The 13,954-nt window shown below is 61.5% G+C and carries 8 protein-coding genes; 6 read left to right on the top strand and 2 right to left on the bottom strand.

Annotated elements, in window-relative coordinates; translation table 11 throughout:
* Window positions 1–31: 31 nt before the first annotated feature.
* Window positions 32–697 carry an outer-membrane lipoprotein carrier protein LolA gene (locus AACH73_RS00640; protein ID WP_272739810.1) on the top strand — a complete coding sequence of 222 codons (666 nt, stop codon included), beginning with the start codon at window positions 32–34 and terminating at the stop codon, window positions 695–697.
* On the opposite strand, the gene pbpC is transcribed toward AACH73_RS00640, so the two are convergent.
* Both pbpC and AACH73_RS00630 read right to left on the bottom strand, forming a co-directional pair.
* Window positions 694–2,784, bottom strand: a complete 2,091-nt coding sequence (pbpC, locus tag AACH73_RS00635) for a penicillin-binding protein 1C (RefSeq protein ID WP_338735099.1) — start codon at window positions 2,782–2,784, stop codon at window positions 694–696. The two genes, AACH73_RS00640 and pbpC, sit on opposite strands and share 4 nt — an antisense overlap.
* A gap of 138 nt (window positions 2,785–2,922) precedes the next feature.
* Window positions 2,923–7,890 (bottom strand): alpha-2-macroglobulin, encoded by a 4,968-nt coding sequence (locus tag AACH73_RS00630; RefSeq protein WP_338735097.1) that lies wholly within the window; start codon window positions 7,888–7,890, stop codon window positions 2,923–2,925.
* Window positions 7,891–8,091: 201 nt separating this feature from the next.
* Between AACH73_RS00630 and AACH73_RS00625 the strand changes: the two genes are divergently transcribed.
* The 5 genes from AACH73_RS00625 to AACH73_RS00605 all read left to right on the top strand — a co-directional run bounded on the left by AACH73_RS00625 (window position 8,092) and on the right by AACH73_RS00605 (window position 13,831).
* A complete protein-coding gene (locus tag AACH73_RS00625) occupies window positions 8,092–8,592 on the top strand; it encodes a response regulator (RefSeq protein WP_272739807.1) in 501 nt (166 codons plus the stop codon).
* Between the two features lie 320 nt (window positions 8,593–8,912).
* Window positions 8,913–11,273, top strand: coding sequence for a TonB-dependent receptor (locus tag AACH73_RS00620; RefSeq protein ID WP_272739806.1), 2,361 nt, complete (start codon window positions 8,913–8,915; stop codon window positions 11,271–11,273).
* 68 nt (window positions 11,274–11,341) lie between these two features.
* Window positions 11,342–12,100: a tRNA (guanosine(37)-N1)-methyltransferase TrmD gene (trmD, locus tag AACH73_RS00615; RefSeq protein WP_338735094.1), complete on the top strand. Its 759-nt coding sequence runs from the start codon at window positions 11,342–11,344 to the stop codon at window positions 12,098–12,100.
* Between the two features lie 21 nt (window positions 12,101–12,121).
* Window positions 12,122–12,550, top strand: coding sequence for a 50S ribosomal protein L19 (gene rplS / locus AACH73_RS00610; protein WP_013477725.1), 429 nt, complete (start codon window positions 12,122–12,124; stop codon window positions 12,548–12,550).
* Between the two features lie 150 nt (window positions 12,551–12,700).
* Window positions 12,701–13,831, top strand: a complete 1,131-nt coding sequence (locus AACH73_RS00605; RefSeq protein ID WP_272739804.1) for a PQQ-dependent sugar dehydrogenase — start codon at window positions 12,701–12,703, stop codon at window positions 13,829–13,831.
* Window positions 13,832–13,954: the final 123 nt, after the last annotated feature.

Raw genomic sequence — 13,954 nt, 5'->3', positions numbered from 1 at the left:
CAAGACTTCACAACGCCGTATGAAAGACATCATGACCGAGCTTACCAAACGCGCCCTGCTTACGGGCCTGACCGCCGCCAGCCTGTTGACCACCGCGCCCGCGTGGGCGCAGGGGCGCAATACGATCCAGCAGTTCGTGACCCCGCCGAAGTTCAGTGCGCAGGATCAGGCGCGCATCGAACGCGCCGTCGCCTATCTGCAGTCCTTAGGCACAGGCGGCGGGCGATTTGAGCAAACCGATTACAAGGGGCGGACCACTGCCGGTAACTGGTGGCTGCAACGCCCCGGCAAGATCCGTTTTGAGTACGATGCGCCCTACTCGCTGGTGGTCGTATCAGACGGCAAGACGGTCAATACCTGGGACCCGCGCCTGAAGGCCTTTAACCAGTATCCGCTCAACGCCACGCCGCTGTCGCTGTTCCTGTCGAAGCAGATTCGCCTCGATCAGGGCGTCATCGTCACCGAGGTCACGCCGACCACGGACGGCTTCCGCCTTAAGGCCCGCGACCGGCGCCGCGATGTCGAAGGCTCGATCCTGATGACCTTCATCGAGCGCGGCAATGCCCTGCAACTGGGTGAATGGACGGTGACGGATCAGCAGGGAAAGGGCACACGCGTCAAGCTCGTCACCTTTGACCGCAATGCCGCCGTACGCCCGGACCTGTTTGTGCTGAAGAAGCCAAAGGGCGCCAACTAAGGCCTTGTCTGCGCAATCGCTTTGACCCGCACGCGCGAGCGGCTGGTGACGCCGTCGGCATCGACGACGCTGACCTCATAGAACCCTTCAGCGTCAGGCCGCCATTCGACGCGGCCTTCCGTATCGGCCACAATCGGCTGGCCATTAACGTACCAGCTCAGTGGGCCCTTGCCCCGCGCAGAGGGTTTCAACCCGCGCGTGGCGCGAAGCTTGCCACCCGTCACCTGCCCCTCGACATAGACAGTAGCCTGATCCGGCGGAAAGAGGATGGACGGCCCGCGCACGGCGGGTTTGAGTGCCTTCAATGCTTCCGGCGCCGCCGAAGGCGTCAGGCTTTGCGGGGCCTGCGACGGGGCATTGATCTGATCGAAAACATCAAACAGCAGAGGTGCCGAGGCTTCGCGCCCCGTCTGATCGGCGCGCGAACCGCCATCGGGGCGGCCGGTCCACACCAGTACGGCATAGCCGCCCGCCACCCCGACCGCCAGTGCATCACGAAACCCGTAGGAGGTGCCGGTCTTGTAGGCCGGGCGGCTGGCCGTCTTCATCAGATGCGCGGGCAGACGTCCAGCCGGCGGCGGGGTTTCGCGCAGGATGCTGATGACGCGTGACGCTGCATCCGCGGCCATCAGTCGCTGACCGGGACGGCTGAGATTGGACCTGGCGTCGGCTTCCGTCCAGGCCAGGGGCTTCATCAACCCCTTATCCCCCAGAGCCGCATACAGCGCCCCCAGGTCCTGCAACTTTATACCGGCTCCACCCAGGGCCAGAGCCAGACCGGCATCGCGCAGGCCCGTCTTGGGGCGGATCAGGTGTACCCCCACACCTAGCAGACGCGATTCAAAGGCTCCGGCCCCGATGCGATTGAGCACCGCCACGGCGGGCACATTCAGCGAGTGCGTCAGGGCTTCCTTGGCCGACACCTCACCGTGAAACACCTTGTCGAAGTTTTCCGGCTGATAGTCACCAAAGCGTGTTGGGGCGTCCATCAGGCGCGTATCAGGCGCGATGATCCCCTCTTCGAAGCCGAACCCGTAGATGAAGGGTTTGAGCGTCGAACCGGGAGAGCGTATGGCCTGCACCATGTCGATCCAGCCGCCTGTGCGATCGAGGCCCGCCGACCCAACGCTGGCCCGCACAGCCCGCGAACGGATTTCAATGACGAGGATGGCCGTCGAAGAGTTCGACCCCTGCGCCACCGCTGTTTGTCGCGCCAGCGCTTCCAGTCGCGCCTGCAACGGCGCATCAAGGGTCGTCACCACCGTCGCCTGAAGGCCCCTGGCCTCTGAGGCGAGGCGTCCCGCTGCATGCCAGCCCAGCGCCGGGAAGGCGAAGCGCTTGACGACCATGGGTTCGGTTTTGGCTTCGGCTACCTGAGCGGCACTGAGCACGTCCTTGGCCGCCATACGATCGAGCACAAGGTTGCGCGCCCGCAAGGCGCGTTCCGGGTGGCGATCCGGGCGGCGCGCTTCAGGGGCTTGCGGCAGGGCAATCAGCAGTGCCTGTTCACCGAGCGTCAGGCTTTCGGGCTCATGACCGAAATAGGACAGGGACGCCGCGCGCACCCCCTCCAGATTGCCGCCATAGGGGGCCAGAGTGAGATAGAGCGACAGGATATCGCGCTTGGAAAAGCGCGCCTCCAGTTGCCACGCCCGGAAGACCTCGATCAGCTTCGACAGGTAGTTGCGGGGCTTGGGCTCCAGCAATCGTGCCGTCTGCATGGACAGGGTCGAGCCACCGGAAACGATGCCGCCCGCGCTGAGGTTGGAACCAAAAGCGCGCGCAATGGCCACAGCATCGACCCCCTGATGCCACCAGAAGCGCTCGTCCTCGACCTTGAGGAGGTTTTTGACAAAGGTCGGATCTGTGCGGTCCAGGTCGGCACGGATACGCCAGGTCCCCCCTTCGACTGGCAGTGCCCTCAGCCACGCACCGTTGTGATCGAGCGCCACCGCCGATGCGGCTTTAGCGCGGGTCAGGTCAGGCGGGAGGGCCAGATCGGCTACGCAAACCGCCACCTGAAAGGCCACAAAGCCGATCAGGGGTTTGACCAGTCGAGGGATCAGGGCGTCGGGACTAAAGCGCATGGGTTACCTATAAAGCGTCCCCCCTGATTACAGGGGGGACACCGCTGTTACAGCGGAGGGGGGCAAAAAGCGACACGAACCCCACCCCCGGCCTTTACGGCCGGTACCTCCCCTGAAATCAGGGGAGGGGCTTCTATCTTATCGTGGCGCCACCGTCAGACGACCACCGGCTGTACGCGCATAGAGGTCCTGACGATAGAGGTCCTTCACCTCCACACCGGGCAAATAGTATTCACCCGGCGTGACCGCACGTGCCACATAGGCCATGGCAAAGCCGCTATTGGCCGACACGTCCAGCGCCGCCACATAGCGGTCGTCGCGAGCTTCCTGCACATCCGGCTGGCTAAGGTCGCCCACGAAGCGGAAGGGTCCGTTCTGAGCGTCGTCGCGCGACAGGGTCATTTCAATCTCGAATCCAGCCGGCAAGGCGTCATCGATTACGACCGGACGGGTTTCAGCGTAGTTCGTCCGTCCACTGATGACCACCAGCACCTTCTGGCCCTGCACGACCTGAGACGGGTCGATGCGCTGCCCCTGAAGCGTATAGTAGGCCTTGTCGATCGTGAAGCCCTTCGCCTCTGCCGGGGGCGGGGCCACCGGCACACCGGTGACGGTGATCGTGCGCCACACCGCTCCCTTGCCCTGATTGGTGAACTTCGCATCCTTCACCGCAGAGATCTGGAAACGTTGCAGGCTCGACTTGCCGTCCAGCGCCTTGACATTCTCGCCCTTGATGCTGAGCGGCCCGGACTGAGCCAGCATCAGGGAGGCCGCCTTAAGCACCTGTGCCTGTTCCTGCGTGTTCATCTCGTCCGGGCCTTTGACGTGGCGTTCCAGCAGCGGGATGAGGGCCTTAGCCGTGTCAAGCTCCCCGGCCTCATAGGCCAGAGCAATGACGGCGGCCACGTCGCGCAGAGGCGACTGATACCAGTCATAGGTGGCCTTATAGCCCATGCCCTGCGCCGCCTGACGAAAGGCCGATCTGGCCCGCGCCTTGTCGCCCATAAGAGCCAACGCGGCCCCAATCTGCGCCTTCGATACCGGAGACCGCTCCGCCTTGAACTGCACATCGTGATACCAGCGCAGGCGCGCCAGATCGCCAGATCCGGCCTTGGCCATCACGTAGAGCGCGTAGGCCGAGGCGCGTGAACGCATTTCTTCGGAGACGGTCTTGGCGGCCATGGCGTTCCACCACGGACCTTCCTCGATCTTGAGGCGGTAGGACACCGAGGTGAATCCTTCCGGTTTCGACATGTCGCGCATGGCGTTCATCGCCTTGTCGATGACGTCCTGCGGCACATAGACGCCGCGCTTGCGCGCCTCGATCAGGAAGTCTGTGGCATAGGCGCCGATCCAGCCTTCGGCTTCGCCGTCGCCAGCGCGCCAGAGCCCAAACGCGCCGTCAGCCGACTGACGATCCAGAAGACGGTTCACCGCCCCCTTAAGGATGGTCTGGGCCCGCGCCGCATCGGCGCCGCTGACATAGAGCCACGGATAGGCTGCCGAAACGATCTGTTCGGTACAACCATAAGGGTAACGGTTGAGCGCCGCCGCGAGCGGCCCCGGGTCAATGCCGCGGAACGGTGAGTAGGACACCTGCACCGTCGCGGACCCCGGCTGCAAGCCCTTAAGCAGGTCCTGAGGCAGGGCAAAAACCGCCCCCGGTGCCTGCTGGTCGATGAAGGTGCGCGTCTGCGCACCCCAGCCCATGCGGGTCTGAATCTGATAATCCTCATCAAAGCCATAGCCCTGACCCGACAGAGCCAGATTGATCTTCGACACGCCGACCGTCGCCGGGGCCTGAATGAGAATGCCTTCCTGCACGCGCTGACCCTGACCGATATTGAAAGCCTTCTTGAAGGCCGTAACGATACCGTTGAAGCCCTTCACAAGGCTCTCATATAGGCCTGGCTTGCCCTCGACGTTGTTCAGCTCAAGCGTAGCATAGGCCTTATCACCCGGTGCAAGGAAGCGCGGCAGGGCCAGTTCGGCCACCACCGGCTGACGCACCGTGAGCTTATCCTCGGCCGAACCGACCGCATCGTCAGTCCAGGCAACGGCCATGATCTTCAGCTCGCCATTGAACTTGCCGACCGGCAGCTTGATATGGGCTTTGCCATCGAGGCCGGTATTAACGACCCCCGACCACAGGGCGACCGTCTTGATCGGCGTGGTGGTCAGGCCATCACCACCGATCTGATCGCCCCCGAAAACGTCAGCGGCCGCACCGAGATTGGGATCAAGCAGACGGCCATAATCGTCACGATATTCCAGCCCCAGCGCCCGCTTGCCGAAATAGAAACCGGCAGGATCGGGCGTCTTGAACTTGGTCAGGTTGATAATGCCCTGATCGACGACGGCGAGCGACACACGCGCCGTCTTGCCGAGGCCGGCGCCTTCGACCTTTACCGGCACGTCGATAATGGCCTGACCCGATTTCGAGAAGTCGGGACGCAACACCTTGTCTTTAAGATCGAGCGTGACGTTCAGCTTGCGGTTTTTCGGATCCAGCGGCACGTAGATCAGGCCCATAGCCCGGCGCGGCTTGGAGGCATCAACCGGGTCGCGCGGCTGTACGACGCTGACCATCACATACGCCCCGCCGCCCCAGCGCGCGTCGGTCTTGAGCCGCACGGTGGTGCCATTATCGCCCACACTGACGGTTTTCAGGTCGATCAGCCGGTCATTGGCCACCGCAATCTGCGCCTCGCCGCGATAGGGCGATTTGAGCGTCAACGAGATGGTGTCGCCCTGCGCATAAGTCTGCGATCCCGCCGTCAGGCGCACAAAATCCGGCGCCTCGGTACCGTCGGACGGCGCGCCCCAACCGGCGGCGAAGCGAATTACGGTCTTCGCGCCCGTTGAAGCCTGTGTAATTTCGAGACGGTAATCGCCCCAGCCCAGACGCTTTTCAAAGCTGAGCGGCGACGACGCCGCGATTTCATAGTCCTTGTCCGATATCACCACGTCCTTAGAGGTGCGACGCCACTGCCAGCGTCCATCCTGCTGATACCAGTCGTAGTTCCAGTTTTCCGCGATCAGCTTGACCTTAACGCCGCGCGCCGTCACCGGTGCCCCTTGCGCATTAAGGGCGATCAGGTTGAAGGCCGTGATAGGGTCTTCGCCGCCCTTGGCATCTTTGGTGTCGAGTTTCACACCGACATAGACCGGCTTGGTTCGAATACGCAGGGTCTCCACCTCGCTGACCGGCCGACCACCCGGTTCGAACACCGAGGCGGTGACAAGCGCGGTCAGAGGCTGATCCGTGTCGAATTTCGAGGCAAACGGCAGAACGGCCCTGCCGTCGGCATCGGTCGCCGTTTGCGGCAGATCCGAATATTGCTCATCGAACGGCGTCTGTTCATTGCCGAAGCGATAGTCTTTGTATTTGGGGAAGGGATTGCGATCGACGCGTACACGCGCGGAACCCGAAACGCTCAGTCCGGACCCCGACGCCCCATAGAGGAAACGAGCAGCCACCTGTACGGCGCGCGTCTCATTGACGCCAGTCAGCGGTCGATCGGCATCGGCCTTCATATCCACGCCAAGGCGCTGTGGCGCAAAATCTTCGACGGCGAACCCGGCACTGCCCTGTTCTTCGTCAATCCCTTCGATCAGGAGCTTAGCACGCCATTGCCCGCGCGGTGCCGACTTCGGCAGGGCGATATTGGCATAGGCAAAGCCCTGAGGCGTCTGAGCGAAGGGATAGCGGAAGGCTTCGACACCCGACGGGCGATAGACGACCAGTGCGCCCTTGCGGTCCTTAATAGCCTTTCCGTCCGGATCGCGCACCAGCGCCACCAGACGTACGGTCTCTCCGGGGCGATAGATGCCGCGATCGGTATAGAGATAACCGTCCACCAGCGCATTCGCCGTGCGGCCATCGGTCAGCTTCTCATCTGAACGTCCGCCCACGCCCTGGGACGAGAAGTCCATCGGCGAGGCATGAATATCCATAGCGGTGAAGTCTTCCGCCGGGCCATAGGCCATGATCATCTTGGGCGACAGGGCATCTTCGCCCTTCAAAAGGGCTTTGTCGAAATGCACACGGCCATCGGCAGTCGAATTGGCCGAGGCCAGTTCTTCGCCATTCTGGGCCACCAGCGCCACGCGCACCGACCCCATCGGGCGGGCGGTTTTCAGCGAGCGCACCACCACATCGACACCCGTCGTGCCCGTATAGGTGGTCAGGGCCATATCGGTGAACAATATCCAGCGGCGCGCCTGTGCCGGCTGATCACTCTCCTTCTTGTCGCGGCCACCCGAAGCGTCACGCACTTTCACCACATAGGCCCCGGCCTTGAGGTCTTTTAGCACAGCCCCCAGCGGGAAGACGGTGGTAACGCGCTCACCCGCGCCACCCTTGACCGCCACCTTACCGGACCAGATCTTATAGCCTTCGCCCTTGGGGCTGTCCTCGCCCCATTCATAATCGTAATCGCCCTCAGCGGTCGCGTCCGGCGCGCTGATCGTTTTGCGCACAAGATTGCGGTCGCCGACACGCCAGACCTCAAACGCCAGTGTTGAGACGTTAAGGCTTTCTACAGCCACCCCGTCCGATTCCTCGCGCGGCAAAATGACACCGTTGCCAGCAAAGCCGACATAGGGCGGCTTTTCCCCGAAAGTGAAATCGACATCGGCATTCTGTTTCAGCGTGTCCTTACCCGCTGAAGGCAGGCCCTTGAGCAGGGTGACACGGCGGTCGGTAAAGCCGAACCCACCAACGCACAGTTCGGACCCCTTTACCGTGACCGCCGGGGCCGACGGCAGCTCCGGTGACACCAGTACGTAGTCGCCATAGGATTTGGAGGCATCCAGCGGTCTGGAAAATTCGACGCAGGCCTGCGGTGAGGATCCGGACGTATCAAGCCGTTGTTTCCAGACGGCAAAACCGGCAGGCTTCATGCCGCCGGAGCGGGGAGCGTTCTTATCGCGAACCTTGCCAAAGAGCTTGCCCATGGTTTCGGTAATGGGGATCTGACCCCCGGGCGCGGGCGATTTGAAGCCACCTTCGGTCGCTTTGGCCGTCAAGAACCCCACGCAGAACCCAGAAATCAAAACAGCCGCAGCGGCGCTGATGACGGTACGATTACGCCAGTCGATCATTGGGGATCCCCCTTTATGTTGCGGCGGAGTATGGTCCGGTTCCGCGCGGGCGTCAAAACCCTCTGTTCAAGAGGATGTGAAATTTTTTTGGCGGTACAGGTCATAAAAAGCGTCTATTAACCTATCGCTAAGTTTAATGTTTTCGTTAAAGGGGAGGACCGGACGGTTCAAACCGGTGTCCTTTAGGGCTGTGAGGACTGAGTGAGTAACTTTTCGCGTGTTCTGGCGCTGGTCGTTGACGACAACCACTATATGCGGGTGATTGTCTGCACCATGTTGCGCGCCATGGGCATCACCAATATCCGCGAAGCGTCCGATGGCGCCGAAGCGCTGGAAATCGTGCGCGACTGGCGCCCTGACGTCATCATTACCGACCTCGTTATGGAAACGCTGGATGGCATTGAGATGACGCGCCTTATCCGCACGGGGTCAGACAGTCCACATCCCTATGTACCCATTATCATGATGACCGGTCATACCGACCGCTCACATGTACTGGCGGCGCGCGACGCAGGGGTGAATGAGTTTGTGGCTAAGCCGTTGACGGCGCGCGCCCTGATCGACCGCATGAAAAGCGTCATCGACAACGAGCGCTCCTGGGTGAAGTCAGCCAGTTATACTGGCCCCGACCGCCGCCGCCGCAAAAACCCGGATTACCGTGGCCCCATGCGCCGCGCCACGGACAAGACCGAGAAAAACTAGAGCACAATCGGAAAATGCGCCAAAAAACTAAACCAGGCCATTTCTTGATAATTGCGTTATAAACCAATAATTTAGAGACATGCTACGGCTCACCTAGCCGACGAATACTCTAGCCACGGTCGTTTTCAAACAAACAGTCTCACCCCTGACATCGCCCCGTGGCAGGTCTCGTATCGTAATCCGTCACCGGGCGATATCAGCCGGCAGCAACTTTCAGATTCAGGACAACAGGCTCCAGCTCACGGCATTTCGGCCTTGCGCTTATTTATTGAATGTTTTAATGGGTGGCGTTCAATATAATGACAGTGCCAGGCTCCTGCATGTTTTTACCGCTCTGCGGCCACCGCGCCCTTCCCCTCGCCGTTCGCTTACTGACCGCGACTGCAATCACCAGCGCGATTGCAGGTCCCGTGTGGGCGCAGGAGGTGACCGAGGTCGTGGTCACCGCACGCAAGAAGCCCGAAACCCTTTCCCACGCCCCGCTTTCGGTGGCCGTTATCACCGGTGAACAGATGCGAGGTGCCGGCGCTTACGACCTGCGCGACGCACAGGTTCTGACGCCGTCGCTGCTGATCACCTCCACCGCCAACGAAGCCCAGACAACAGCCCGTCTGCGTGGTGTCGGCACGGTTGGCGACAATCCCGGTCTGGAATCGTCAGTCGGCGTGGTGATTGATGGCGTAGTGCGCGCCCGCACCGCCACGGCCATGAGCGATCTGGGGGTCGTGGAGCGCATCGAGATCCTCAAGGGGCCGCAGACCAGCCTGTTCGGCAAGGGGGCGTCAGCGGGCATTATTCAGGCCGTCACACAGGCTCCGCGCTTTACACCCGAACAGGTCTATGAGCTAACGGCGGGCGAGCGTGGCACCTTCGCGGCCACTGCCTATGTGTCAGCGCCGCTGGCCGATAAATGGGCCGGGTCCTTGTCGCTGGTCCACCGGCAACGCGATGGCCAGTACCGCGTTACTACGGGCCAGGGTCCGCGCGGCGAGACCCGCGACGGCGATCAGAACTACGACTCCCTGCGCGGTCAGCTTCTATACATGGACGCCGACCGTCTCGGGGTGCGGCTGATTGCCGACTATACGGCGCGCGACGAAAACTGCTGCACCGGCACAGTGGTTCAGGTGGGCGCAACCGCGCCTTGGATCAATAGTCTGGCGGCAGGCAACGGCGTGGCCACCACCGCCGATATCGATGGCCGACGCGCCTTCAGCAACCGTTCGACCGCTCAGCGTATCCAGGATGGCGGCCTGTCGGCGGAGGTCAACTGGCGGCTCGACAGCGGTCCGACCCTGACCAGCCTGACGGCGGTGCGCCGCTTCGATCATCGTCAGGGTTATGATGCCGACTTTTCAGGAGCTGACATCTATTACCGCATCCCCGCCGATTTCGGCACGCGCTTCGATACGCTCAGTCAGGAATGGCGGCTAGCGGGGAAAAACGGCCCGCTCGACTGGCTGACCGGCGTCTATCTGTCATCAGAAAAGGTGACCCGGCGCGATTCCTACGTCTATGGCGAAGACTATGAGCCTTATCTCAGCCTGCTCCTGTCCGCCGGGGCCTCGCCCACCCGCGTCGCCAGTCTGACGGGGCTTAGCGCTGGCAGCGCCTATCCCATCGGGGGCGGCGCGCGCGACATCCATCGTCAGACGGAGCGCAATGCCGCCCTGTTCGCCAATCTCGACTGGGCGCTGACGAGCGACGTGTCGGCGGTACTTGGACTGCGCTTCAACCGTCAGACCAAGACGCTGAACTCCGCCTATAGCAATACGGATGGCGGCGTCGGGTGTGCGGCGGCGCAGTCGAGAAGTGCAACGAGCCTCGGCACGTTGTGTCAGTCCTTTTCCAATCCCGCCTTCAACCGCCTCGATCTGAGGCAGAAGCTATCGGACGACGCCGTCACTGGCACCTTCAAACTAAGCTGGCAGACCACGCCTTCGGTGATGAGCTATGCCTCGGTGGCGCGTGGCTGGAAGGGCGGCGGCTTCAATCTCGACCGGGAACAGACCAGTACCTTTGCCGCTGACCGCGACACCTCGTTCCGGCCCGAAACCGTCACAGCCTTAGAGGTCGGGCTGAAAGGCCGCTGGTGGCGCGGGCGTCTGGCCTTTGATGCCGCCGCCTTCCATCAGCAGTTCCACGATTTTCAGCTCAATACCTTTCTGGGGGCGACCTTCCTTGTCACCTCGGTGCCGGAGTTGACCTCGCATGGTTTAGAGGCAGAAACGCGCCTGACGCTGAAGAACGGCCTGCGTCTGGTCAGCGGCGTTACCTGGTCTGAGAGCCAGTTCGGACCGCAGCCTGTGCCTGGCCTGCCGCGCCTCACCGAGGCACGCGCGTCGTTTGCGCCCAAATGGTCGGCGACGCTTCAGGCCGATTATCACCGCGAATGGCAAGGTCTGAATTGGGGCGCGGCGCTCGATGCCCGCTATAATTCCGATTACAATACCGGTTCTGATCTCGCCCCTATCAAGATCCAAGGTGCCTATACACTAATGAATGGACGGCTCAGTGTAGCGAACCGCGATGAGACGGTGGCGCTTGACCTGTGGGGCACGAATCTGACCGATGAGACCTATTATCAGGTGGTGTTCGGTGCACCTCTGCAGTCGGGCACGTTTAATGCCTTTTTGGGGCAGCCGCGCACGATTGGCCTGACGCTGCGTTTGCGGCGTTGATGGCCTCAGGCATCGTTAAGGCACAGGCGATTTGCGGGCGGTAGGGGTCTGTGCTATGGCCCCGCCCAATGAATGATCTGCCTGAACACTCCCCTGAGACCGCCGCGCCCTATCGCGTATCGGTACTGACCATGTTTCCGGAAGCCTTTCCCGGCCCGCTGGGGGTATCGGTTCTGGGCAATGCCAGCAAAGAATCTCAGCTTTGGGCGCTTGAGCCTGTGGACATTCGGACATTTTCGAGCGATAAGCGCGGCTTTCTCGACGACACCCCTGCCGGGGGCGGTCCCGGACAGGTGCTGAAGGCCGATGTGATCGCCAAGGCGCTTGACAGTCTGGGGGCCGATGACCGGCCCAAAGTCTATATGAGCGCCCGGGGACGGCGGCTCACTCAGGACAAGGTCAGGGAATGGTCGAAGGCTTCGGGCCTGATCGTTTTGTGCGGTCGTTTCGAAGGCGTTGATCAGCGCGTGCTGGATGCGCGCGGCTTTGAGGAAATCAGCGTCGGTGACGCCGTCCTTGCGGGCGGAGAGTCGGCGGCGATGGTCACCATAGAGGCAGTTGTGCGGCTTATCCCAGGGGTTCTGGGGGCCGCCGAGAGCCTCGATACCGAAAGTTTTGAGGATGGTCTCCTCGAACACCCGCAGTACACGCGACCGCGGACGTTTGAGGGCCTCGACATCCCCGAAGTGCTTTTGTCCGGCGATCACAAGAAGATGGCCGCATGGAAGCAAAAACAAAGAGAGGCAACCACGAAGGAACGCAGACCAGACCTTTGGGCGGCGTATCTTTCCAAATCACAGGCAAAAGGCGCTCCCAAAGGGGAGTAAGCCCAAAATTGGAGTTACATCATGAACCTGCTTCAAAAGATCGAAGCCGAAGAAGTAGCCAAGCTGAAGGCTGGCAAGACCGTTCCGGCCTTCCAACCGGGCGACACCGTCCGCGTCAACGTGAAGATCAAGGAAGGCGACCGTGAGCGCGTTCAGGCCTATGAGGGCGTCGTGATCGCCCGCGCCGGCACGGGCATCAACGAAACCTTCACCGTCCGCAAGATTTCCTTCGGCGAAGGCGTGGAGCGTAAGTTCCCGCTGCTGTCGCCGAACATCGACTCGATCGAAGTCAAGCGTCGCGGCGTCGTGCGTCGCGCCAAGCTGTACTATCTGCGCGATCGTCGCGGCAAGTCGGCTCGTATCGTCGAGCGTTCGCAAAACTCGACGCGCGGCTCGAAGGGCGACGAACTGCGCGCCCAGATGGCGGCCAGCGAGTCCACCGAGGGCTAACTCTCTACCGCTTGTCGGAATTGAAAACCCCGCTGGTTCGTCCGGCGGGGTTTTTTCTTGCTCTATCAATCCATTATGCAATCGGTTTTTAACTGGCGGCCGTATCAGGGGGTGCTAATCTCGCGCAAACCCCTGCGAAAAGAGGCCCTGATGAAACGCCGAGATCTGATGCTCACCGGTCTGAGCCTGACGCTGCTCCTGACCACCCCCGCCTGCGCCCAGACGGCCAGCCGCCCTGCGCCTGAGTCGAACGCCTTTGAAGCTCGAGTGTTTGCCGAAGGTATAGAACAGCCGTGGGGCATGGCTTTTCTGCCTGACGGGCGTTTACTGGTTACGGAAAAAGCCGGTGGGATCAAGCTGATCAGCAAGGACGGCAAGAGCCTTCAGTCGATTTCCGGCGGCCCCTCGGTGGTCGATTACGGTCAGGGCGGTCTTTTAGGCGTCGCGGTTGATCCGAAATTCAGCGAAAATGGCCTCGTCTATTTCAGCTTCTCTGAAGAAGGCGAAAACGATACGGCGGGCACGGCGGTGGCGCGCGGCAAGCTCGACGGTTCGGCCATTACCGGTATTCAGGTCATCTGGCGGCAGACGCCCAAGGTCGAAAGCCCCAACCACTGGGGCTCGCGCATCGTCTTTTCCAGAGACGGACAATATCTGTTTATCACGGTCGGCGACCGCGCCAATCAGCGGCCTCTGGTGCAACGGCTTGATACCACGATCGGCAAGACGCTGCGCATCCGCCCGGACGGCTCGATCCCCAACGACAATCCGTTTGTGAAGACTCCCGGGGCCAAGCCCGAAATCTGGAGCGTCGGGCACCGCAATCAGCAGGGGGCCTTTGTGCACCCGAAAACCGGCGATCTGTGGACCAATGAGCACGGCCCACAGGGCGGGGACGAAATCAATATCGTCAAGCCGGGCAAGAATTATGGCTGGCCCCTGATCACCTATGGCGAAGAATATGGCGGCGGCAAGATCGGTGAAACGGCGAAGGACGGGCTCGAGCAACCGCTCTATTACTGGACGCCGTCAATGGCCCCCGGCAATATGGTCTTCTACACTGGGCCTTATAAGCAGTGGCAGGGCAAGGTGTTTGTCGCCTCGCTGAAATTCCGTTATCTCGGTATGATTACGTTGGAAAACGGCAAGGTGGTGAAAGAGGAAAAGCTCCTCACCGACTTCAAAGAACGCATTCGCGACGTCGTGCAGGGTCCGGACGGTGCGCTTTATGCGGCGTTTGACAATGCCGAAGGGCGCATCGTGCGTGTGGTGCCGAAGTGACACTGATCGTATCGGGGTGAAGGCGTCCTGACCGCTTCATCTTATCTAACATTAAGAAAGGGCGATCCCCTCGAGGGGTCGCCCTTTCTTAGAGTTCCAAGAGGAGGGGCCATTGGTCCCTCG

The sequence above is a fragment of the Asticcacaulis sp. DW145 genome, assembly GCF_037101385.1.
In the GTDB taxonomy this organism is placed as follows: domain Bacteria; phylum Pseudomonadota; class Alphaproteobacteria; order Caulobacterales; family Caulobacteraceae; genus Asticcacaulis; species Asticcacaulis currens.
This window is presented reverse-complemented; position numbering and strand designations above follow the sequence as displayed.